Source organism: Dinghuibacter sp., assembly GCF_035492835.1.
In the GTDB taxonomy this organism is placed as follows: domain Bacteria; phylum Bacteroidota; class Bacteroidia; order Chitinophagales; family Chitinophagaceae; genus Dinghuibacter.
On record NZ_DATJIY010000072.1, the window covers coordinates 31,665 to 55,570 of the forward strand.

Genomic DNA, 23,906 nt, shown 5'->3' on the forward strand with positions numbered 1-23,906 from the left:
TTTTCCCGTATGAAAAAATTACGCTCTATACCTCTTTATACTGCGCTTGCCGGCCGCGCCGTTCTCGCGGGTTGCATCCTGTCCGGCTGCGTCCTCCTTTCCGGCTGCCGCAAGAACCTCCTGGACGTCCAGCCCACGAACCTCCTCACGCAGGACGAGCTGTTCTCGTCCCCCGCCGGCGTCACCGCCTACTTCGCCTCGCTCTACGCCGACCTCCCTATCGAGGACTTCGGCTTTTGCAACGGCACCTTCGAGTCCTTCCCCGCTAACGGTACCGGCTATCTCGCCGACTGGACCGACGAGTCCTCCGAGGGCCTCGGCACCCAGGCCATCGGTCTCAACAACAACACCTACGACAACATCTACGCCGGCATAAGGAACGTCAACTTCTTTTTGCAACAGGTCCGCCTGGTCCCCGGTCTCGACCCGACGGTGGTCGCGCAGTACATCGCCGAAGCCCAGTTCATCCGCGCCTACGACTACTTCGAGCTCGTCAAGTTCTACGGCGGCGTGCCGCTGCTCACCATGCCCCAGGACAAGCCCACGCCGCTCCCGCGGAACAAGGAGGTCGAAGTCTGGAACCAGATCAAATCCGACCTCGACTCCTCCGCCGCCGGTCTCCCCGCCACCAGCGACTACGGCCGGGCCAACAAGTACGTGGCCCTCGCCCTCGAAGCCCGCGCGATGCTCCACGCCGCCAGCGTCGGTAAGTTCGGCGACCCCGCCGTGCTGACCGCGACGCAGGGTATCAACGGCGTCGACGCCGCCACCGCGCAAACTTATATGCAAGCCGCCTACCAGGCCGCCCAGACCATCATCAACGCGGGTGTCTACAGCCTATACATGCAATATCCCCAGGACCTATCCCAGAACTTCCAGTACCTGTTCTACCAGTGCGGACCGGGCCAGACCAACCCCGAGGCGATCTTTTGCCGCGGCTATGACTACGCCGCCACCGCCTCCATCGGTGGGACCCACAACCAGGACCTGATGGTCCTCCCGTACGCCATCGAGTCGCCTAGCGGTTACGGCGACCGGCTCCAGCCATCGCTCGACATGGCCGAGCTCTTCGAAAACGTCGACGGCTCGCCCCACCAGCTGGGCGGCGCCGGCCAGGTCCTCCAGTACTATCACTTCCCGACGATGGCCGCCGCATTCGCGAAGAAAGACCCGCGTTTTGCGGGCACCATCGTCGCCACCGGTACCTATTTCCGTCTCGACACCATCACCAGCCAGCGCGGCGTCATCGTCGGCGGCCAGGAGATCGCTGGCAGCACCTACGCCCAGTACTACAACCCCGCCGCCAAAACCTTTTCGCAAAACCAGTCCGCCGGCTCGATCGTGGGAACGGGGAATTCCGACTATTCCCAATACCCCTTCTGGCTCAAGAAATGGACCGATCCCGTCACCCCCCGCGCGGCCCTCAACCCCTGGACCTCGCTCACGTCCTGGATGGACCTCCGCTACGGCGAAGTCCTGCTCGACTATGCCGAGTCCTCCTTCGAGCTCGGCCATCCCCCCGCCGAGGCCCAGCAGGCGTTGAATTTGGTGCGCGCCCGCGCCGGCATCCTCCCCATCGCCGACCCTGGCTATGTCACCGAGGACACCATCCGCCACGAACGCCTCGTCGAGCTTTCCTTCGAAAACAAGACCTACTGGGACTATATCCGCTGGCGCACCCTGACGACCTACTTCAACCAGCGCCAGATATACGCCTGCCGCGTCTTCTACGACATGGATACCCACGACTACGTTTTCTATAAGATCAACGACATCGAGGGACCCCGCACCTACACCTCCAAACAATATTATTTCGACCTCCCGGGACAGGATTTCGCGAGCGATCCGTTGCTGGTTCATAATCCGGGATATTAAAACTTATCTGTCATGCGCATCATACTCGATTTCCCCCGACGGCTCACGGCCTGCCTTTTTGCCCTCCTGGCGCTCTGCCTGGCGGCGTGCCTTTTCACCCTGCCGGCGTGCAAAAAGATCGACAACTACCCGGCCCCGAGCTCCGGTATCTACGGCACCCTCACCGACGCCGAGACCGGCGGCCCCCTCATCCTCCCGCAGGGCGAGGGCTCGATCCGCCTCCTGGAGCAAAATGCCCGCTACCCGAACCCATCACCCATCGACCTCGCCGTCAACACCAAAAGCGGCTACGAAGCGACGCAGCTTTTCGCCGACCAGTACAAGGTCTTCCCGCTGGCGCTCAGCGGCCCCTTCGTTTATCCATCGGGGGATACCGTCCTTACGACGTTGCCCGCTAACGGCCAGGTTCAGGTGAACTTCCAGGTCATCCCATACTACCGCATCGCCGCCACCGTATCCGACACGACCTTCACCTTCACGATCACCAGCTCCAACGCCAATACCGCCGCCGGGGGACACCTCACCAACGTCTATTTCCTCATCAGCCGCGACTCCGCCCTCAACATGGGCACCGCCGGCAATCTCCCCGGCCAGTACTACCCCAACCAGTTTCCGCTCGACAACGTCTCCGACGCGATCCTCGGGGTACAACAAACCTACAGCCTCCCGTTCGCGACGACGCGCCTGCCGCCTGGAAACTATTATTTCCGCGTATGCTGCGCCGGCTCCAACTCCGACGGGCAATATAATTACAGCACGGTGGTCGCGGGAACCGTGGACTAAGCGCGCGCCGCGCGCATCGGGCGCCCTCGACGCGCGCCGCGCGAACGAGCTATATTATAGCAGCAATTGTGAAGCCGCCCTTGCAGTGGGCAGCAAGCGTACGGCCCCCGCTTCCGCGGGGGCCTTTTTGGGCGGTGGCACTTTGCATTTGTTTTCCGCAGGGAATTCCGCAGCTTTGCACAAACAACCCCATGAACCCTTCCGATATTCTCTTTGCCCTCGACCATTGCTATGACAGCCCTCATGGTCAATTCATCGATCTGGAGCATCCTTATTCCTATACGGCGGATTGCCGGCTGAACCTCTTCCGGAACGGCGACGGACACTGGGCCATCGTCGCCGAAGTGCTCAATTACCAGACGCGCGGGGCGGGCTGGGCGGTTGCCCTGGACATAATATATTTTGGCAACTGCCTGGTACCGGTGGATGAAGAAGGATATAACTACTATACCGTTGTGATCCAGGATTACGACAATTTCGCGGAAACGATCGACATCGGGCGGCTCGTGCCCGGCGCAACCGTCTGGAAAATCCGCGACGCGGAGCTCCCCTTGTCGCACGACCGGTCCGATTACGAGGCGGAAGGCATCGAGCTCCGTACATTCGACCCGGAGGACGACTACGCCAGCGAGTTCCCTGGCGAAGGCGTATTGCGGTTGCTGGTTCCCCGGCATCGTGACATCTTCCGGGCGACCGATGAAGAGCTGTATAAAGGCATCCCTTCCACGCTTCACAAGGTCCTTGTCCTGGACGAATGGCACCACAAGCGCTTTCACCAATCGAGCTCACCTTTCGAAAGCCCGGAATTCCTGGCGAGTTTCGACCAGGGTAATCCCTTCATCGCGACAATGATCCAGGACGAGTTGGAAAAGAACGCGCGGTACAACGCCAAAGAATGGGAGACCCGCCCCAGCAGCTACGAAACCTGGCAACAGATCGCCGAAGTCCTCGCCACGGGCGACACCAGCCGGTACAAACCCACGCTGGAGCCGAATACCCACTGGCGTTACTGGCCCGAAGGCGGTTCCATGTAGGACAGGATCGCTTCCATATACACCGCGTCGTCATGGGGATTATAACGGTAGGCGGGTATCTCATAAAAGCCAAATCTCCGGTAGAGCGCCCGGGCCGACAGCATCGTCGCCAGCGTATCCAGCCGGATCTTGCGGTACCCCAGCTCCCGCGTCGCCTTCAATGCCCGCTCCAGCAGCCCCGCACCCAGTCCGTGACCGCGGAACGCGGGCTGCACATACATGCGCTTGAGCTCCGCGACCCCGTCCTCGAGCCGCCGCACGCCGACGCAGGCCGCGGCCGTCCCATCCACATACCCCAGGATCAAGGCGCCAGCGGGCGGACCGTATTGTTTTTGAAGAGCCGTCAGTTCCCCTTCGAAACCCTGGAACGCCAGGTCGATGCCGATATCCGCGGCGTATTCCTTGAAAAGCTTTGCCGCTGTCGCGTAGTCGCCGGCTTCCGACGCTACGCGAAAAGATCCTGAATTTTCCACACCGTAAAAAAACGCTATTTTTCTACAAACCTTGTCTTTAGTCTAGCCGCCATGAAAATAGTGCCCCTGCTCCAGGTCCGCAATAAGTCCCAAACCGGTGGGCTCCCAACCGAGCCGCTCACGGGTGAGCATAGACGAAGCCGGTACGTCCAGGGAAAAGAAGTGCCCCATCCACCCAAAGTGCTCCGCGGTCGCGCCACCCTGCACAGGCAGGTTTGTCCCGCGGCCGATGGCCGTCGCGATATCCCGTGTCGGTACACCCTCGTCACCCACGGCGTGATAACGCGCGCCCGGCGTCCCTTTTTCCAGCGCCAGCCGGAAGACCCTCGCCGCATCCAGCCGATGTACCGCCGGCCAGCGGTTGAGCCCGTCGGCCACGTAGGCGGAGACACCGGTCTGGCGCGCGATCCCGATCAGGACGTGCATAAACCCGTGGTCCCCTTCCCCGTGTACCGAGGGCGGCAGCCGGACGACGGACGACCGGACGCCCTGCGCCGCCAGCTCCGTGATCGCCTGTTCCGACGGCGCGCGGAGGGTATTGACCGTGCCGCTGGCCTCGTCGTTTTCGGTCCCCAGTTTCCCCTGCGCGAGGAGCGCCGTGCCCGACGCGATGACCAGCGGCCGCCCCGATCCCGCCAGTACCGACCCCATCGCCTGGATCGCGATCGTATCCGTTTTGGCCGACGCCGGCATATTCGAAAAGTCATGAATAAAAGCCGTGTGGATGACCCCATCCGCTTTCGCCGCCGCGTTTTTCAGCGTCTCCACATCCTCCAGCGACCCGCGGTGGACCGCTACGCCCGCTTTTTCCAATTTGGCTGCACCCTCATCCGAGCGGGCGAGTCCCAGTACTTCGTGCCCATTAGCCACTAGCTCCCTGACGATGGCGGAGCCGATAAAACCCGTTGCTCCCGTTACAAATACGCGCATATGAATTTTTCTACAAATTTGCGACCGGGCACTGCCCGCCTCCAAGGTCATTTGACACAATTTCGCGGGCGGCGCCGCCGCCTTCGCCCGGGTCGCCGCCGCCTCCCTCGGGCCCCTGCTGCCCCTCGGGGCCGTTGGCGCAATTTTCCCTAGCTTTACCCCATGTTCGAAGTATTCGAAACGTATATCCAGGCCAAGACGCGCCTCACCGCGGACGAGCTCCAGTTGATCCGCGCCCTGTCCGTGGAACGGAAGTTCCGGCGGCGGGAGCTGATACTCCAGGAAGGGGAGGTGTGCCAGTTTAAGTTGTTCGTCACGAAGGGTCTGCTAAAGACCTCCGTTATAAAGGACGACGGCACGGAGTCGGTCATGCGCTTCGCCGCCGAGAACATGTGGACGACCGAACACCAGAGCTTTACCTACCAGACACCCTCGACCGTCCGGATCGAGGCCCTCGAGGACACCGAGGTCGTTTGCTGGACCCGGGACGACATGCGCGCCCTACTCGCGTCCATCCCGGCGTACAAATCCTATATCGACCGGCTCATCGACACCATCCTCGGCGACGTGCACCACCGTGTCCTGATGAACATCAGCTACACCCCCGAAGAAAAGTACCAGGCCTTCATCGCCGACTTCCCCGACATCTTCCGCCGCGTCCCCCTCCACCTCGTCGCCTCCTACCTGGGCGTCTCCCGCGAGACGCTAAGCCGCGTACGGCATGCGCAACTGCGCCAGGCCAAGGGCTAGCGCCGCGGCCAATTCCGCCAGGCCAGGGGCTAGCGCCGCGTTCAGTGGAAATTGGTGAAGTGCATTAATTTTTTATATATCTTGGCCGCAAATCTATTATCCATGACTAAAAAGGTTCTGTTTTTCCTGCCCATCCTGATGATGGCTTGTATGGTCAGCTTCGCCCAGGTCCGCTTGGACATCGACGTAATCGTCGGCAACCGTCCCCCGGCGCCCAACGAAGCCCAGCTCATGCGAGCCGAAGAGGCCAAGCACCCGAACATCGCCGCAGCCATGCACGACATCGAAAAGTCGATGCAGCGCCTGCACGAAGCCCCGGATGACTTCGGCGGCCGCAAGGCGCAGGCGGAGGCCGACCTCAAGCAGGCGTACATTTCCCTGCGGAAGGCGCTCTACTTCCGTCTGTTCAAGGACACGCACTAAGATTTTGATCGTCTTGCTATAACCACTAACAAGCCTGCCTCGCGGCGGGTTTTTTTATTCGGCCGCCTCCCGGCGCGGAGTCGCCCCGCCGAGGCGCCCCCCGGCGGGCAGGACACCCCAGGACACCTGTGTGCCCCGTTCCGTATAAATTTGGCCAGGGAGATGTCCTGAACATGGATGTTGTCAACGATGCTGGCCAGGGGATGGAGCGGGCGTTCAAAGCCCTCTATGAGCGATACGCGGGGCCGGTCTATGCCATCGTCATACGATACCTCCGGTCCCCGGACCTGGCCAGGGACGTGGTCCAGGACATCATGATAAAATTGTGGGAGCGGCAGGAGACCTTTGCCCGGGCCCACGACCTCGAAGCCTACCTCTTTACGGCCGCCCGGTTCCGGGCCATCGACGTCCTGAGGGCCGCCAGCCGCTCGGAAGCCCTGAAGAGCGAAATCACCCGCCAATTCCAGGACAACCCCCCGTATATCGACGACGAAGCCCTCCACCGCGACTACCGGTTATTCATCCAGCGCATCGTCAGCGAGCTCCCGCCCCGCTCCCGCGAGGTTTTCCGCCTGTGCCGGGAAGAAGAAAAGTCGTACGCCGAAGTCGCCGAGGCGCTGGGCATCTCCCGGAACGCCGTCCGCAACAGCATGGTGCTGGCCCTGAGCCGCCTCCGCGAAGCCACGCTGAAAGAGTGGGGGAGCACCCTCCCCCTGGCGCTGCTGCTGCTCGGCGCGCTCAAGCGATAGACGGCACAACGCCCGGCGGCGCAACGCCGGAAGTCGCCAGAAAAAAATTTCCCCCCCGACATGTCCTCCCCCCTTTCCCCGCACGTCAATTAGGTGACCGGGCGCCGCGGCGCGAAGACAAGGCCGCTGCCCGGCGCCCCCAAAACGATGTGCCAGTGAAAAAAAAGGAAATATACCGCCAACTGGTCACCCGCTACTTCAGCGGCTCTGCCAGCGTCGAGGAAGTCGAGGTGTTTTTCCGGCTGCTCGACCGGGGTGAGCTCGACGAGTTCCTTCCCACCGAAGGCCAAAGACCAAAGACCGTGAACATCCGCTGGTACGCGGCCGCCGCGGCCATAGTGCTATTCGGAAGCGCCGCGCTCTTCTGGCGCCATACCGCCAAGCCAAAACCCGCGACAGCTCAAATAGCCGCTAATCAATTCTTGAACGACAAGGCTCCCGGCACAGCGACGGCGACCCTGAGCCAGTCCGGCGGACAACCGCGGACGCTCGACAGCCACAACAACGGCGCCCAGATAAAAAAGGGCGGCACCATCACCACTCCTGCCAGCGGAGAGTTCGCGGTGACGCTGTCGGACGGCACGCGCATCTGGCTCAACTCCCTCTCCAGGCTCACGGTTCCCGATGACTTCGGCAAAACGGACCGCACGGTAAATATAACCGGCGAAGCCTACGTGGAGGTCGCCCCCGACCCACGGCGCCCTTTCCACGTCAGGGTGGGGGACGTCGACATACAGGTCCTCGGTACCGCTTTTAACGTAAATGCGTATGGAGACGAGCCGTATATAAAAACGACCCTGATCAAAGGCTCGATAAAACTGGTGCGGTCGGGCAACAGCTTGCTGCTAAAACCCGGAGAAGAGGCCAGGGCGGACGTTGGCGGTCTAAAAATAGACACCGGCGAAAATGCCGACCAGGCGCTCGCCTGGAAGAACGGCTACTTCGACCTCGAGGGCGCCGACATCCGCACGATCATGCGCCAGATCGCGCGCTGGTATGGCGTGGAGATAAAATACGAGGGCGAGCCCACGAAGGAACGGTTTGGCGGACAGATCGGGCGCGACCTGAACCTCAGTGAATTGCTGACCGGGTTGACCAAAAACAACCTCCACTTCCGGTTGGAAGGCAATATACTGACCGTGCTTAATTGACTGGATTAACTACCCAAAAAAGCCAGAAGCGTAGGAGACTTCTGGCCGAATGCCGGGTTTTTAATAATAATAAGACATAGTATTCCAAAACCCAAACACTGCGAATTTATGCAAAAAATTGGCAAAGGCCACTCCATTCACCAAACGCTGCTGAGAATGAAGTTGACGACTTTCCTGCTATTGGTTGGCTTGCTACAGGTGCACGCGGGGGCGGACTCCCAGAAGGTCACGCTGACCGGTAGCAACATGCCGCTGAAGGAGGTATTCTCCCAGATCCGGAAGCAGACCGGGTACAATTTCTTTTACAGTTATTCGGTGCTCGACCAGGCCAAACCGGTGTCCCTGTCCGTGAGGAACGAGGACCTGAAGGACGTGCTGGCGCTCTGTTTCGACGGGCAGCCCCTGAGCTTCAGCATCGAGAAGCACACGGTCTTCGTCGTCCAGAAGGCACTGGAGGCGGATACCGTAAAGGTCATCCCCGTCTCCGGCACCGTGCTCAACGAGCAGGGTATCCCGCTGGCGGGCGTGTCGATCGCGGTCAACGGCACCAACCAGGGAACCTTTACCGACGCGGACGGCCACTTCGCGATCCGCGTCCCCCGGGGCGCCACGTTGAGCTTCTCCTTCGTCGGCTACAAAACGGCCGAGGCGACCGCCGGCACGGCGGTGCTCCACGTCCAGCTGTCCCCGGCCAATGCGGCGATGGCGGAGGTAACGGTCGTCGGCTACGGGACGCGTACCAAGGGTGCCCTTACCGGCGCCGTGTCCAACGTGAACCAGGAAGTTTTTGAGAACCGCCCGCTGAACAACAGCCTGGACGCCCTCCAGGGCACGCTCCCCGGGGTGACGATCACCAAGGGCAGCGGCCAGCCGGGTAACCTGAACGGACAATATTCCTTACAGGTCCGGGGCTTCGCGTCGGCCAACGGCACGAATCCCTATATCCTGATCGACGGCATCCCCGGCGACCTCAACCTGATCAACCCCGCCGACATCGCTTCGGTCACCGTCCTGAAGGACGCCTCCGCCGCGATCTACGGCGCGCGGGCGGCCGACGGCGTCATCCTGGTCACGACCAAAAAGGGCAAGCGCGGCACGCCCGACATCACGTATTCGTTCAACTACGGCATAAAACAACCGACCTATCTCCGCAAGGTCATGAACACCCTTCACTTCGCGGAGTTCCTCAACCAGGGTTTTGAAAACGTAGGCTCCCCCGGCTTCGGCGACTCGGTCTTCCAAAAGATCCAGGCCAACGCCGCCCCCACGCCCGTGGGCTGGAACTACGGCCTGTCCGCGTATCCCGGCTTCTATGGGAACGTCGACTGGAACAAGGAGATCTACAAGAACTCCGCGCAGGAGCTGCATACGCTGTCGATCTCCGGCGGTAACGACAACAGCGACTATCTCCTGTCGCTGGGGTATAACGCCGACAACGGGATCGTGAAATACGGCGACAACCACTCCGAGCGCTACAACCTGCGGCTGAACTACGACTTCCGGCCGCTCAAGGGCTTGACGATCGAGACCAAGACGACCTACCAGGAAAACCCCACCGTCGAACCCAGCCAGCTCGGCAACGCGCTCACCAACGTGCCGCGTATCTTCCCCTATCAGCCCGTATTCAACCCGCTGGGCGAATTCTATGGGTACCAGGGGTACCAGAATCCCGCGGAGATACTCGCCGAGGATGGCGTCCGGAAATACACCCTCGACCGCTTCAACACCAACTTCAAGCTCGACTATTCGATCCTCCCGGGTCTGAAGGTGACCGGCCAGGCGTCGATCAACATCGACAACTATTACGACAACGCCACCTATCCCACCTATACCCGCTACGATTGGTACGGGAACGTCCAGGACATCCGCCAGAACCCCAACTCGGCCTACTGGTCGAACAGCAAGACGGTGGATAAGCTCTACCAGGGCTACTTCGACTACGTCCGCGACCTGGGCGGCAACAACCGGATCGACGTTACGGGCGGCGCATCGCTGGAGCAGATCAACAGTGACGGTCAAACGACGTGGGGGTACAACTTCCCAACCAACAATATCTTTACCCTGAACCTGGCGGACCGCACACAGACGGCGTACGCCAACTTCACGGGCAACCTGTCCGACCAGGCCCTGGGGTCGTATTTCGGCCGCTTCAGCTACAGCTACCACGACAAGCTCGTCCTGGACGTCACCGGGCGTGCGGACGGTAGCTCCAAGTTCGCGCCGAGCGAGCGGTGGACCGCCGTTTTCCCCGCGGCTGCACTGGCGTATAATATTTCGCAGGAAAAGTTCATCCAGAAGCTGAAAACGTTCGACCTCCTCAAGCTGCGCGCCTCCTGGGGTAAAATGGGCAACCAGGACATCAACTCCCTGGGGCTCTATGACTACATTCCCCTGATATCCATCAGCGGCAACTATCCCATCGGCTCGCCCAACGCCGGGCTCGCGGGCGCGGTATCCAACCCCGCTTCCGTCAACCGGACCTGGGAGACCATCGTCGACAAAAACATCGGTATCGACCTGGCGGCGCTCAAATCGCGGCTGAACTTCTCGTTCGACTATTACAACAAGGTCAACACCGACATGCTCGTCAATATCACGGTACCGGCTACCTACGGCGGCACGCCGCCGTCGGCCAACCAGGGACGGCTCGTGACCAAGGGCTTCGAGCTGACGGTAGGGTGGAAGGACCACATCGGCGACGTCCGGTACAGCGTCACCGCCCAGCTCAGCGACAACACCAATAAGCTGGTGTCGCTGGCCAACAGCACCGTATACGGCGAAGGCCTCAACTACACCCACCAGGGCTACCCGATCAATTCCATCTTCGGGTACGTCTACCAGGGTCTCATCAAGGATCAGCAAACGCTGACCGCCTACAAGCAGCTCAAGGGCGTGCCGGCGAGCCTCGGTCTCGGCGACGCCATGTTCAAGGACCTCGACGGCGACGGGAGCATCTCGGAATACGGCGATGGCACGAAGGCGCACCCGGGCGACATGGTCTACCTGGGCAACACCAACCCCCGTTACCTCTACTCCGGGAACATCAGCGTCGGCTACAAGCAATTCGACATTTCCGTCTTCATCCAGGGCGTGGGCAAGCGCACGGTCCAATATAGCGGCAACATCGCCATCCCGAATACGTTCTTCTGGCCCTCGCTGGATTATTACTATGGGAAAACATGGACCCAGGACAACCCGAACGCGAAATACCCCCGCTATATCCCGGGCTCCGTCGGTCACGACGACCTGATCGGCTGGGACTACCACACCTCCTCGCTCGATCTCCAAAACGACGCCTATCTCCGGTTCAAGGTCATCACCATCGGCTACAACCTCCCCACGGCCGTCGCGCAGAAGATACGCGCCAAAAGCGCCCGCGTCTATATCAGCGGCCAGGACCTCATCACGATCTCCAAGGGCACCCTCGGCGGCAATTTCGACCCCGAGGACCAGTACCAGAACGAGGGCACCTATCCCCTGGACAAGGTTTATTCCATTGGCTTAAGCGTAAAATTCTAACAATGAAAACTCAACATAAGTTCCTCCCGGCGCTTTTCCCGGCGCTCGCGCTGGTGGCCCTCGCCTCCTGCAAGCGCGATTTGAACCTCGTTTCCGAGGACACGATATCCGACGCTACCTTCTGGCAGACCCCCGCGGAATTCGAGCTCGCCGCCAACACGCTCTACAACGGCCTCGACCGGTTCGGCTTTGACGACTGCCAGTCGGACATCGCCTTCAACTTCCCCAATTCGATCAGCAACGGCAGCTACCTGCCCACGCAGACCCAGGGCCAGTGGACGACCAGCTACGACTATATCCGCGACTGCAACAAGATCATCGCCGAAGGCGCCACCGCGACCGACACCGCGATCAAACGCTATGTCGGCGAGGCCTATTTCTTCCGCGCCTGGTACTACTGGAAGCTCATCGAAAGCTTTGGCGGCGTGCCGATCATCACCAAGGTCCTCAACACCGGCGACACCGCGCTGTATACGCCGCGGTCGACCCAGTCGCAGGTCGTGGATTTCATGCTCGGCGACCTGACCGCCGCCGCGGCCGTCCTGCCGCTCCAGTCCGACTTGTCCGACCCGGATATCGGCCGCGTCACCAAGGGATCCGCCGAAGCGCTGGCTGCCCGGCTCGCCCTGTACGAAGGTACCTGGGAAAAATTCCGAGCCGAGCCCAACGCCAGCCACTACCTCTCGCTGGCGCAAGCCTCCGCGCAGGCCGTGATGAACAGCGGCGTCTATGCGCTCTACACCGGCAGCGGGTATAACAGCTACCGCTACAACTTTATCGAGGCGGGCGACGACTCCAGGGAGTGCATCCTGGACCGCCGCTATGCGCGGAACATACTGGGCCAAAGCTACCCCTACGACTGCGACGGCACGGGGTATAACCCCACCCGCAAATTGGCGGATCTGTACCTGGACACCACCGGTCTCCCGATCACCAACGCCGCGTCGGTATTCGAAGGCTATGCGACCTATACCTCCGAGTATATGATGCGCGACCCACGGATGACCCAGACCATGACCATCCCTGGCACTTTAACCAACCGGGTATTCTACCCCGTTACCAAGGTCGCCAACTGGCCCGATCACCCGCAACGGAACTTCAACACCGGGTACATCCTCTACAAGTATATGTCCGAGGACCCCGTCGCCAACAACTCCGGCCAGAACGGCGACGCCAGCCTGTTCGACTTCGACCGGCACCTCATCCGTTACGCCGAGGTCCTGCTGATCTATGCCGAAGCCACCTTCGAGCTCAACGACGCCATCTCGGACGCGGACCTGGACCTGTCCATCAACGTTATCCGCGACCGCGTCAGCATGCCCCACCTCACCAACGCCTTCGTCACCGCCCACGGTCTCGACATGGAAACCGAGATCCGTCGCGAACGCACCGTAGAGCTGGCCCTCGAAGGCTTCCGCTGGGACGACGTACGCCGCTGGAAAACCGCCGAGGTCGAGATGCCCGAAGACGTCCGCGGGATCAAGATCAAGGGTACGGAGTGGCAGACGTATCCCTTGTACAGCCAGCCCGCCTACCAGAACAACACCGACGCCAATGGTTTCATGATCACCGAAACCAACCGGAAGTTCGACCCCAACAAGGATTACCTATTACCTTTACCGACACAGGAAGTTGCTTTGTACACGGCCAACGGGTTTACGTTGGCACAAAACCCAGGATGGTAAGATGCGCCTCTCTTTTTTTCTATTGATAGCCCTCGTGGCGGCCGGCGAACCGGCCGCCGCCCAGGGCGCCGCCCCCCGTATCGTCAACATCGTTAATTTTATCCGCGAGCTCGAGCCGCGCGATCCCAGGATCACCAAGGATGTGTTGTATCAAACCGTCGTGCAGCAAGTCGAGCTGATGAAGCAATACAACCTGGGCGGCACTTTTCTCCTGCAATACGACGCGCTCATCGACCCGCGCTACCAGGAACTGCTGAAGAGCCTCCCGAAGGGAACCTTTGAGATCGGCGCGTGGTGGGAGCTGCCGCAGCCTTTGATCGAAAAGGCCGGGCTTAAGTGGCGCGGGCAGTATCCCTGGGACTGGCGGCCCAACGTCGGTTTTGCCACCGGCTATACACCCGCCGAACGGGAGAAGCTCGTCGACGTCTATATGCATGACTTCAAGGCGATCTTCGGCTACTACCCGAAGTCGGTCGCCTCGTGGTTTATCGACGCGCATACCCTGGCCTATATGTATGACAAATACGGGATCGTCGCCTCCGCCAATTGCAAGGACCAGTACGGCACCGACGGGTACACCCTGTGGGGTGGTTATTGGAACCAGGCCTATTATCCCAGCAAAGTCAACGCGTATATGCCCGCACAACACGAAAACCAGCAGATACCGGTCCCCATCTTCCGGATGCTCGGGAGCGACCCCATCCGCCAGTATGATAACGGCCTCGGCAACGAGCGCCAGGGTGTGGTGACGCTGGAGCCCGTGTACCGCTTTGGCGGTGGCGACTCCGCGTGGGTAGATTGGTTCCTCCGCCAGTTCGTCGACGGCGAGCCGCTGGCCTTTGCTTATACGCAGGCGGGTCAGGAGAACTCCTTTACGTGGCGCAGCATGGCCCGCGGCCTCGAGCTCCAGTTCCCGCTGATCGCCAGGCTCCGCGACGACCATAAAGTGAAGGTCGAAACCCTCGCCGGGTCCGGCGCCTGGTTCAAGGCGCACTACAAGGTCACGCCCGCCACCGCGGTGACGTACCTGAAAGACCTCGGCGCCCGCGACAAAAAAACCGTCTGGTTTGACAGCCGCTTCTACCGCGTCAACTTCCTCTGGGCCGGCGACAGCCTCCGAATCCGGGACATACACCTCTTCGACGAGCGCGTGGTGGAGCCCTACGATAAAGAGCCGCTCACCGGCAACGCTGCCGCGTTCTACACGCTGCCTTTCGTGGACGGCTACCTGTGGAGCGACCGGTCGACGCTGGCGGGAATCCGCTTTGCGAAAGCCGACGGCCAGCCCCTCACCGGTGGCACGCCAAAAGTAACGAGCCCGGCGCCCGGCCACCTCCACATCGCCTGGCCCCTGCAAACCGACAGCCTCACCATCGACCTCGACGAGCGCACCATGGTCATCCGCTGCAAAACCCCGTGGTACGCGGAACTGCGCACCGCGCCCAACGCGAAGCTGCCCTTCACCACCATAAAACCATACGAAGTAACCGCCACCGAGGATGGGTTCCCATACCGGGTCTCGACGCGCCTGGGGACGTTCTCGCGACCGGCCGACGCAAAGGACGCCGCTGGCGCCACGAGCCCCGCGGGCGCCGCGCTGCGCATCACCCCCGAAGGCGGCGCCGTGGAAATGTTATTCAGGTAACAAGGCTCACCGCAGCACCTTTTGCGAAAATACCCTTGCCCCGTCTATATACAGGGTAACGACCTGCACCGACGTCCCGGTCGCCGCGGGCAGCGCCAACGTATTCGCGCCCCGCGTCAAAGACACGGGCCGCCGTAACACGGTTCGTCCCGACACGTCATAGACGACAAGGACGCCCTTCGCGTCGGCAGACGTCTGCGCCAGCAGCGCATCCCCCGCCACGTAGAGGCGCTGCACGACCGCCAACACGGTGACCACTGGTGAATAGTAGACCTCGCCGCTGGGCGACACCGCCCTGACCCGGTAGGAATTATTACCGGGCAGCGGATGCCCGTCGGTAAAAAACAGCGTATACACCGTTCCCAGTGACACAAACCCGCCGTCGGGCGCCATCCGCTCGACCGTGTACGACACGGCCGGATGCATGTCTACCCAATGCAGCGCCACGACGCCCTCCGAAAACGCCCCGCTCAGGGACAAATTATTCGTAAGCAACACGACGAGCATCGCATCCGAGGTCAGCACCGACGCCGTATCCGTACACCCGTTCCGCGGGGAGGCCACCGTTAGCCCATAGCGTCCCCAAATCGTATCCGTGGCCGGATTTTGTAATGAAGAGGCAAACGCATCCGGTCCCGTCCACTGGTAGGACAACCCGGCAGCTCCACCGAAGAGCTGTAGCTGGCTACCATACACCGCGGCCGAAGCCGTGGCGACCGGCGGCACCGTATCGATAGGCACGACGACGGTATCCACCCGTGTGGCCGGACAACCCGCGGCCGGCGATGCGGATACGATATAGGTACCCGGCTGGCTCACCACCACGGAGGAGCTGTCGCCGTTACTCCCGGAGATGCCGCCGGAGGGCGCCGTCCAGGAATAGTACGCTGCGGTGGTCGTGTCGGTCAGGCTGACGAGACCGGTGGTATGGTTGCACCGCAGGGTGTCCGGCGTCACGCCGAAATCCAGCACGGGATTGCGCGTAAAGACCAGCGGCGTCATAAAGTCCTGCATATTCGACGTAAAGGAATTGGAGGACCGGGATTTGAAAAAGATGTTGGAGAACAGCGCCTGGCAGGGACTGAGCGTGGAGTAGATGGCCGGGTCGACGCCGATGCGGCTTAGGTTCAAACCGACTTCCATGAATTGCTGCGACAGGTAGGTGGGCGACCAGTCGGCGCTGCCGGTGGGCGCGCCGGTACCCCAGGGGGTCGCGTATGTCGTGTCCTGGGCCGCGCTCGCGGAGTAGTTGGAGATACCCGCACCCCAGGCCGTGGTACCCGACTTGGACACGATGGACGCATAACCAAACGTGGCGAGGATACTGGCGCCATTAAAGGAGCCGGTGAATTTGAAGTAGGCCGGCGTAACGGTGCCGGGTACCGTTCGGGCGACCCATATGCGGACGTCCACTACCGGCGCCGACCCCGGCGAATAGTTGACCGCGATGATCATGTCTCCGGTCTGCGTGATGTTGCCCGCAGCGTCGAACAGCCATTGCGTGTGCCCGGCGTCCGGTCCCGCGCTGGAGAAGACGCCTGTGGCGGCGTTGTAGGAAAACGCGTTCTTATACAGCTCCACGTCGAAGTAGCTGGAGCCCGTGGTGCCGTAGGTGGACACACCCGTGAACAACCAAAGGGAGTCGTGTACGTCGACACCGTCCCGCCGCATGTGCGCGTAGATATCGACCAGGTCGTTCTTATCCGGGGTGTTGGTGACGCCTCCCGTCCAGGTATTCGGGTTGCCGCCGTTCTTGGCCGCGTTGGTGAAGGTCGTGGAATCCTTTAGCGACGAGGCCGCTTCATAGTCCCGGCCATAGACGGCGTCCAGCCACAGCTTACCGTTGACCTTGGCGTACAGCAGCGCCGCCATGCGTTGATTGAAGGAGATATTGGCGCCGGTCTGCAGGATGGCCCGGTACGAGGCCGCGCCGGTGGTATCTATGACGTTAGCGCCCGTCCCCGACGGCGCGAACCAGTCGTCCGAAATAACGGCCCCGGTAGGGGAGCCGTACTTCATCCAATTGGCGCGGGTGTCCGCATCCACGCCAAAAAGGGCATACAGCCCCCCGTTGTTGAGCTGGGCATGCGCATACAACGGTAACGCGCAGACGCATACAAAAAGGTTGCGTAACGTTTTTGTCATAGGATCGGATTTGGTGCGGCCCCTGGGCCTCAAAAACGGCGCTCTATCGCAGGCGCAACGTCATTGTCCCCGCGTCTGTCACGACGCCGGTGGTAACGGTAACTGCTACGGCGGTATCTGCGTAAGTGGTATCGGCGGCCTGGAACCGCAGGCTCCATGGCCCGGCGGCTACGCCCCCGAAAAAGTAGTAACCCGTGGCGGTATCCGGCAAAGCCATCAGCGTGTCCGTACCCTGGATGGCCCAGACCGTTGGTTTTGCCGGGGCGGGCAGCACATAACCCTTGATGCTGCCGCCCGTCGCCGCGGCGTAGGTCCGGATCACCGGCTTCAGTATATACGTGCTCTTACCAGTAGTGACGATGGAATGGCCGGCGTCGAAATCGATCCAAAGGCGGTAGACGATACCGCTGGTGAGCGTGGCGTCGATATTGAATTTGAGACCGGACTGCTGCGCCGATGGCGTCTTTAGCGGATAGGGCTGGCCGTCCACCACCACGAAGTTGCTATCGCCCAACACCAGCCTCATCTGTGATAGCCTTCCCGCGGGAAGGTCGGCTGCGGCCAGGACCGTATCGATACCGTTCCTGAAGTCGAGCAGGTTATAAAGACCGGGCCGCAACAGGGGCACCGTCTGCCACCCGGAGGTCGAGCCGGTGTCGGCGGATACGTTGACTTCCACGCGGTCCACATCGATATAGACGGCATCAAATACGGACGGGGCGTCGGTCAGCCTGACTTCCAGGTGACCGGCCCCGCCGTTGCCGTTACTGCTACTCTTGGTACAGGATACGAATGAAAATAAGCCTCCTGCCATTATGAAGAACAACTTTCTCATGCCGGATGACATTTTAATAAGTTAAAAAGAGCCCTAACCATGTATTGTTGAATGAGCCTTTGCCTTTTATATAAGACAGAATAATGCGCGCGGGGTCCTAAGCGCTCCGCAAAAATTTTATCCGCGCGCCGCCGGAATTTGCCCGCGCGCTGCTAGAATTTTGTGCTGAATGTAAGGCTGGGTATCACCGGAATGAGCGGTAACTGCTTGGCAATCACCGTCCTGGTGGCCGGATCGAGGGTCCGGTACACGAGCGAATTATTCGCGCGGGCGTAGACGTTATACACGGAAAATATCCATTCGGTTTCGCGGAGCCGGCCGCCCACCGTCCGTGTCCTGAGGTAGTGCACGCTCAGGTCCAGGCGATTGTACGGACTCAACCGGTAGTTGTTCTGGACGACGTCGAGGGAGCTTTTCGTTCGGCCGCCGCCGTTACCCCGTCCCTGGCCCTTGGCCTTACCCGGGTTATCGTAGAGCGGGCTGCGTCCCGGCCCCGGGTTTATGATATAGGAGGAGTCCGGACTAAGGGAAAACGCCCGGCCGCTGGCGACCAGGAAATTGGCCGCGACCTTCCAGCGGGGCGTGAGCGCGTAGGCCGTGGACAGGTCCAGCATGTGTCTTCGGTCATACGCAAACGGAAAGGTCTGTCCTTCGTTGAGCGAGTCAAACCGCTGGTTGGCATAGGCCAGCGTGTAGGCCAGCCACCCCGTCCATTTACCCCGGTTCTTTCGGACAAACAGCTCGGCCCCGTAGCTCCAGCCCCGCCCAAAGATCAGCGACTCCTCGATCGTGTTGTCGATGGCTAGCGTGTCCTTGCCGCCATACAGGACCTGGTGGCCCATTTGCTTATAGTATCCCTCGATGCTGGTCTGGAACGTATTGTCCGAAAAGTTCCGGAACAGCCCCGCCGTGATTTCCTGCGACGACTGTGGTTGAACCCGGGCGCTGCTCCCGATCCATATCTCCGCGGGGAACGACGCGTTATAGCTCTGCACCAGGTGCAGGTACTGGTGCATACCGGTATAGGACACCTTTATACTCGTCGACGCATCGATCAGATACAACAACGACACCCGCGGCTCCACCGAAAAATACCGGGTATTGTCTTTTAAGAAAAACGGAGCCCTCACCCCCACGGACGCCTTCCACCGGCTGCCGAGCCTCACGTCGTCGCTCACAAAGGCCGCCACCCTGCTTTGCCGCTTTGGCGGTATCCCGGATGGGACGATGTTGAGCGTCGAATCCGGCGGCGGTATCGCGCCGGACAACGAAGCCGGGTACAGCTGCTGGTAGAGGTAGTCTACCCCGCCGCCGACCTTATGGGCGCCGGAAGCGTACCAGGTGAGCTCCGTTTTGGCGTGTACGTCCCGGATCCCCGAATACAGTTGCGCGAAAAAGCCTTCTTCGGTGGCGGACAGGAACTGGTGGTACCGGTTGTATTCGATGGAAGAGCGACCGTACAGCCGCCCCGAATACTGGTGGTTCCACCGCAGCGTAAACGCGGTATTCCCGAAGTGCATCGCATAGTCGATCCCCGTGACCCGGGCGGAGTCCCCGCTATAGGTATTGTAGTCGAGCCCGGTATAGAAGCTGGCCAGCAGGCGGTCGCGCGGAGTCAGCTGAAAGCTCAGCTTGGCGTTGACGTCGTAGAAATAGTAGTGGCTGAAATAGTTCCCGTTCAAAAACGGCCGTAGCACGAAGTCCGTGGTGCTCCGGCGAGCGGACAAGAGATAGGATGACTTGTCTTTTTGTAAAGGCCCGTAGAGCGTCGCCCCCGAAGACACGGTGCCCAGCTGGACGGAGCCCCCCGTTTGCCGGTTGTTCCCGTCCCGGGTAACCACGTCCAGGACCGAGCTGAGATAGTCGCCGTAGGCCGCGGGGAAGCCACCCTTCATCAGGCTGGCGTACTTGACCGTGGGCGGGTTGAACAAACCCACCAACCCGAATATATGGCTGGGGTTGTAGAGCGTCGCGTCGTCCAGCAGCACCAGGTTCTGCCCGTCATTCCCACCCCGGACAAAAAAGCCAGTGGACCCGTCCATGCCCGCCTGTACCCCCGGCAGCATCCCCACCGAGCCGATCACATCCCCGTTACCGCTCACCGACGGCGCGGCGCCGATCATATCCGCCGTCAGCTCGGTCTGCGTGAGGTTCTTTTTGACGTTGTCTTCCCGCTCGTCCCTGGTGACGACCACCTTCCCGATCACCTCCCGCGCGTCGTTGCGTTCGAGCTCGAAGGACAACGCGCCGGAGCCGCCTATAGGGCGGTGCAGCGTCTTATAGCCGACATAGGAGACTTCAATCCCCATCGTGTCGGCCGCCGCCGCGCCCGCGCCCCCCGTCTCGCCTGAGCCCGTGCCTGCGGCGACGCGGTTAAACGTCACCGTCAGCGAATAAAACCCGAACCGGTCGGTGAGTATCCCCGTTTGCGGCGCCGCCACATATACGCTCGCGCCGATGAGCGGCTCGCCACTCCGCGCATCGCGGACGTAGCCGCTGAGCGTGATCCGGGTCCGCGCGGCGGCCGTCTCCCGGAGGACGATCTGATCGCCCAGGACCCGGTAGCCGATGGCGCCGGAGGCGAACAACCGCGCCAGGAAAGCCGTTAGCGGCTCCCGTACCGCAGTGATCGTGACGTTCTTTTGTCGCGCCGCCAGCTCCGAAGAAAAAGCGAATTTGAAAGGAATCCGGGTTTCGATGACCGACAAGGCCTCGCGGAAGGGGCTGTCCCGGAGCGTTACGGTGACGACGGTATCCGCCCTTTGCGCCAGGAGCGAACGCAAGGGTAATACAACCAGCAGTAGCAGATATACAAACGTTCGGGGCCCCAAAAACTATTTTATATTACCGTTCTTCGAGAATATAACCATCGCTGGACGACTTGCTGTCCAGGTTCAGCGAAGCGCATACGACCTCCAGGTCGCCGGCCAGGGAGGCGCCATCCAGGTGGACCGTCAGCCTTTTGGCGGCGAGCGTTGTGTCCGTCAGCCGGATGTCCTTCCCATACCGCGCCCGCAGGGCGTCGACCACTGCCGATAGGGGCGCGTCGTCGAAACGGAGGGATTCCCTGACCGCTATTTGCCCGCGGCGGCCGATACCCGTATACAAACATAAGGTGTCCCCGGCCGTGAGTATCCGGCTGTCGCCGGAGGACGGCCTTTGCGCGTCGGAGCCTCCTTTGCGGGTGAATTCGACCTTCCCCGCCGCGACACGCACCTCGATACTGTCCGGCGTTTTTGCCACGGTGAAGCTCGTGCCGATGTCGCGGATACGCGCCACGTCCATGTCGACCGTAAAGGGCTGCGTCTCCCGGTGAACGACGTCAAAGGACGCCACCCCATCCAGCAGGACCACGGTCCGGTCACGCGTAACGCGTAAATGGGTCCGGGGCTGCATCGAAACGGTCGTGCCATCCGCCAGCGTTATGCTCTTCGCCGCCGCGACGGTCTCGTACACCGCACCTTTCCCCGACAGACCCCACCAGGTCGCGCCCGCGGCCAGCGCGACCACGGCCGCCGCGGCCACCCACGCCCAGGGCCGGCGGGAAAAAGCCGTCCAGGGACGTCGCCCGGAAAGCCTCGCCACCGGCGCCGGCGCATGCGCCGCCCCCATCTGCCCTTGGAGCGCGCCCCACGCCCTGTCGGCGTTAGCCCGCTGGTACAGCTCATAGTCCGTCATCCCCTCTTTCCACACCCTTTCCAGACGCCCGTACGTCTCCTGGTTGGCGGTAGATGCCGCCATCCATTCCGTAAACCGGCGGTTTTCCTCCGGGGATAAGTCTCCTTGTAGCGCGGAAGCGATCAATGACCAGGGTATTTCGTTGTCATCAAATTCCATTGGTTCCAATATAAGACAGAAAAAACCTTCCTTGGGCCTAGTGCTGAAGCGCTAAAAAAAGCGGGATCGCCCCCGCCCACAGGAGCGGGGAGTTCCATTCATCCAGGACCCGGGAAAGTTGCCGTAAGGCTTGGGTAATGTGGTTTTTAACGGTTTTTATGGAGATGTGCAGGCGATCGGCGATCTCCTGCTGTTTCAATTCTTCAAAACGGCTCATGCAGAAGACCTTCCGGCATTGCTCCGGCAACTCGTCGATGGCCTTGTACAAACGAAGCTGGAGCTCCTGGTCCTCCATCGCTTTCGACTCCTCGGTTTCCTCCGGCCGGTAACCGGTGGCCTGTCGCCGGCGCTCCCGTTGGTGCTTGTCCAGCAGGTTGAGACAACGGTTGACGACGGCCCGGTAGAGGTAGGACTTCAGCGAAGACCGCAGCTCGATCCTGTCTGCCTCCTGCCAGAGCTTGAGGAAGACGTCGTTGACCGCCTCCTCGGCCGGGACGGCATCCCCGAGGTACTTACAGGCCGTGAGAAAAAAGAACGTGTAGTGCTCCTTATAGTAGCGTTCGAAAGCCTGCCCGTCTTTTTGTTGTATGGATCGCCAGGTATTGTTTTCTTCAGGGGTCACGGGCGTAAAGGTAGGGAAACTTGGTGCATAACGCCCGCGGGCACGCTACCCCCTTATTGGAATCCCTCCGGAGCGACTCGTCGGACGGGCCGTCCGCTTTGATGACGGCGGGGCGGAACATAGGTGGACAACCAAGATAGCACAAAAAAGGGTACCTTGTTCCCGCCGCTGCCACAGTGGACAAAACCATAAATCATGTCCTGGCTACGACTCATGGAAGAACAACTCGAACACCCCCGGCCGCCCGCGCGCAAAGGTTCCCGTATCCTCCGTCTCCTGGCGGAGATGTGGCCCGCATACCTCATCGAGGTCATCGTCATTATCCTGGGGATCACCATTACCCTGGCCCTGGAAGAATGGCGGGATGGACAGAAGGAGGACCGGCTCGCCGCGGTCTATCTCAAAAACCTAAAGGCCGACATCGACTCGGACCGCCAAACCCTGGCTTATGCCATAAAGGGCTCGACGGCCGTAACGGCCACCGGGAATGTATTGTTGTACGGCCAGCCGTCGCCCGTGGTCACCGATACAGGTCTCCGCAGCCTGCTGGCCCGCCCCGGCTTCACCACCCGGGACGCCACCTTCTCCGACCTCAAAAGCTCGGGCAACCTCCACCTGATCGCGGACATATCTCTCAAGAACCTCCTGTTCACGTATTATAGTCTCACCCAGACCATCAAGGAGACCCAGGACGCCGAAAAACAGGCGGTCATCGATATCGCCGCGCCCTATCTCTTCCACCGGTTCGCCCTGGACGGCGGCCCTCGCGGCGCGGGCGCGCAAACGGGCGGCCCTCGCGCGGTCCCCGCGCCCGGGGACAACGAATTCCGGAACATCGTCCTGCTCAGGGTAGACAACCGCCGCGAGCTCCTGGACGACTACCGGCGGGCGGACTCGCTGGCCGCACGGATAACCGCGGCCATGGCCGAATAGCGGAATGCCCCTGCTCCCCATTGTTTTTTTTATGTAAACATTAGTTTACTTTATAGTTAACTCCATCACCGATAGGAATACTGAGCAAAAACTGTAGATAGATTTGGGCAGCCACACCAAAAGAACGCTAACACCCAATCGAATGAACAAGTTCTGCTGCTCACTACTCCTGTTTGTATGGTCGGCCGTGATCCCGGCCGCCCTCCTGGCCCAGTCCTCGGGCTCCACCATCAGCGGCTTCGTTTACGACGACGCCGGCAAGCCGATGGAGGCCGCCACGGTCAATGTCCAAAACACCACCACCGGTTTTGCCACGAACACCGTCACCGACAAAAAGGGCTACTTCGAGCTACGCGACCTCCCGGTCGGTACCTACGATATAACAGTGTCCGCGGTTGGGGCCCAGACGACCCTGTTAAAAGGCAACGTCCTCAACCTCGGCGACCGCCTGGTCCTCCACAAGATCACGATCGCCAAAAGCACGAAAGAGCTCGCTGAAGTGACGATCCGGTCCAAC

General features: G+C 61.0%; 19 protein-coding genes. 12 read left to right on the top strand and 7 right to left on the bottom strand.

Going from position 1 to position 23,906, the window contains the following annotated elements; translation table 11 throughout:
* Window positions 1-9: 9 nt before the first annotated feature.
* The 3 genes from VL547_RS07195 to VL547_RS07205 all read left to right on the top strand — a co-directional run bounded on the left by VL547_RS07195 (window position 10) and on the right by VL547_RS07205 (window position 3,692).
* Complete coding sequence (locus VL547_RS07195; protein WP_325576749.1) at window positions 10-1,875, top strand: RagB/SusD family nutrient uptake outer membrane protein; 1,866 nt, start codon at window positions 10-12, stop codon at window positions 1,873-1,875.
* Window positions 1,876-1,887: 12 nt separating this feature from the next.
* Window positions 1,888-2,658: a DUF3823 domain-containing protein gene (locus VL547_RS07200; protein ID WP_325576751.1), complete on the top strand. Its 771-nt coding sequence runs from the start codon at window positions 1,888-1,890 to the stop codon at window positions 2,656-2,658.
* Window positions 2,659-2,849: 191 nt separating this feature from the next.
* Window positions 2,850-3,692, top strand: coding sequence for a DUF7003 family protein (locus VL547_RS07205; RefSeq protein ID WP_325576753.1), 843 nt, complete (start codon window positions 2,850-2,852; stop codon window positions 3,690-3,692).
* Here VL547_RS07205 and VL547_RS07210 read toward each other — a convergent pair.
* On the bottom strand, window positions 3,665-4,165 hold the full coding sequence (locus VL547_RS07210) for a GNAT family N-acetyltransferase (RefSeq protein ID WP_325576755.1): 501 nt from the start codon (window positions 4,163-4,165) through the stop codon (window positions 3,665-3,667). The genes VL547_RS07205 and VL547_RS07210 overlap by 28 nt on opposite strands.
* Before the next feature lie 42 nt (window positions 4,166-4,207).
* Entirely contained in the window at window positions 4,208-5,095 is an 888-nt protein-coding gene (locus VL547_RS07215; RefSeq protein ID WP_325576756.1) for an SDR family oxidoreductase, read from the bottom strand.
* Window positions 5,096-5,257: 162 nt separating this feature from the next.
* Here VL547_RS07215 and VL547_RS07220 point away from each other — a divergent pair, with 162 nt between their 5' ends.
* The 7 genes from VL547_RS07220 (at window position 5,258) to VL547_RS07250 (ending at window position 15,017) form a co-directional block, all read left to right on the top strand.
* On the top strand, window positions 5,258-5,845 hold the full coding sequence (locus tag VL547_RS07220) for a Crp/Fnr family transcriptional regulator (RefSeq protein ID WP_325576759.1): 588 nt from the start codon (window positions 5,258-5,260) through the stop codon (window positions 5,843-5,845).
* A gap of 102 nt (window positions 5,846-5,947) precedes the next feature.
* Window positions 5,948-6,268, top strand: a complete 321-nt coding sequence (locus VL547_RS07225) for a hypothetical protein (RefSeq protein ID WP_325576761.1) — start codon at window positions 5,948-5,950, stop codon at window positions 6,266-6,268.
* Window positions 6,269-6,441: 173 nt separating this feature from the next.
* Entirely contained in the window at window positions 6,442-7,017 is a 576-nt protein-coding gene (locus tag VL547_RS07230) for an RNA polymerase sigma-70 factor (RefSeq protein WP_325576763.1), read from the top strand.
* A gap of 155 nt (window positions 7,018-7,172) precedes the next feature.
* Window positions 7,173-8,168: a FecR family protein gene (locus VL547_RS07235; RefSeq protein WP_325576765.1), complete on the top strand. Its 996-nt coding sequence runs from the start codon at window positions 7,173-7,175 to the stop codon at window positions 8,166-8,168.
* Between the two features lie 156 nt (window positions 8,169-8,324).
* Window positions 8,325-11,687: a TonB-dependent receptor gene (locus VL547_RS07240; protein WP_325576767.1), complete on the top strand. Its 3,363-nt coding sequence runs from the start codon at window positions 8,325-8,327 to the stop codon at window positions 11,685-11,687.
* A gap of 2 nt (window positions 11,688-11,689) precedes the next feature.
* Window positions 11,690-13,372, top strand: a complete 1,683-nt coding sequence (locus VL547_RS07245) for a RagB/SusD family nutrient uptake outer membrane protein (RefSeq protein ID WP_325576768.1) — start codon at window positions 11,690-11,692, stop codon at window positions 13,370-13,372.
* Between the two features lies 1 nt (window position 13,373).
* The gene (locus VL547_RS07250; RefSeq protein ID WP_325576770.1) at window positions 13,374-15,017 is read left to right on the top strand and encodes a hypothetical protein; all 1,644 of its coding nucleotides are present in this window, start codon (window positions 13,374-13,376) and stop codon (window positions 15,015-15,017) included.
* Window positions 15,018-15,023: 6 nt separating this feature from the next.
* Here the strand turns inward: VL547_RS07250 and VL547_RS07255 are convergent, their stop codons facing one another.
* The 5 genes from VL547_RS07255 to VL547_RS07275 all read right to left on the bottom strand — a co-directional run bounded on the left by VL547_RS07255 (window position 15,024) and on the right by VL547_RS07275 (window position 22,456).
* Window positions 15,024-17,162 (bottom strand): hypothetical protein, encoded by a 2,139-nt coding sequence (locus VL547_RS07255; RefSeq protein WP_325576772.1) that lies wholly within the window; start codon window positions 17,160-17,162, stop codon window positions 15,024-15,026.
* 43 nt (window positions 17,163-17,205) lie between these two features.
* Window positions 17,206-17,997, bottom strand: a complete 792-nt coding sequence (locus VL547_RS07260) for a DUF4382 domain-containing protein (RefSeq protein ID WP_325576774.1) — start codon at window positions 17,995-17,997, stop codon at window positions 17,206-17,208.
* Window positions 17,998-18,149: 152 nt separating this feature from the next.
* Window positions 18,150-20,780: a TonB-dependent receptor plug domain-containing protein gene (locus VL547_RS07265; RefSeq protein ID WP_325576776.1), complete on the bottom strand. Its 2,631-nt coding sequence runs from the start codon at window positions 20,778-20,780 to the stop codon at window positions 18,150-18,152.
* A gap of 61 nt (window positions 20,781-20,841) precedes the next feature.
* Entirely contained in the window at window positions 20,842-21,834 is a 993-nt protein-coding gene (locus tag VL547_RS07270; RefSeq protein ID WP_325576778.1) for a FecR family protein, read from the bottom strand.
* Between the two features lie 37 nt (window positions 21,835-21,871).
* Window positions 21,872-22,456: an RNA polymerase sigma-70 factor gene (locus tag VL547_RS07275; protein WP_325576780.1), complete on the bottom strand. Its 585-nt coding sequence runs from the start codon at window positions 22,454-22,456 to the stop codon at window positions 21,872-21,874.
* A 195-nt stretch (window positions 22,457-22,651) separates the two neighbouring features.
* Here VL547_RS07275 and VL547_RS07280 point away from each other — a divergent pair, with 195 nt between their 5' ends.
* On the top strand, window positions 22,652-23,389 hold the full coding sequence (locus VL547_RS07280) for a DUF6090 family protein (protein ID WP_325576782.1): 738 nt from the start codon (window positions 22,652-22,654) through the stop codon (window positions 23,387-23,389).
* Window positions 23,390-23,531: 142 nt separating this feature from the next.
* The coding region (locus VL547_RS07285) for a carboxypeptidase-like regulatory domain-containing protein (protein WP_325576784.1) at window positions 23,532-23,906 on the top strand (375 nt) is incomplete at its 3' end.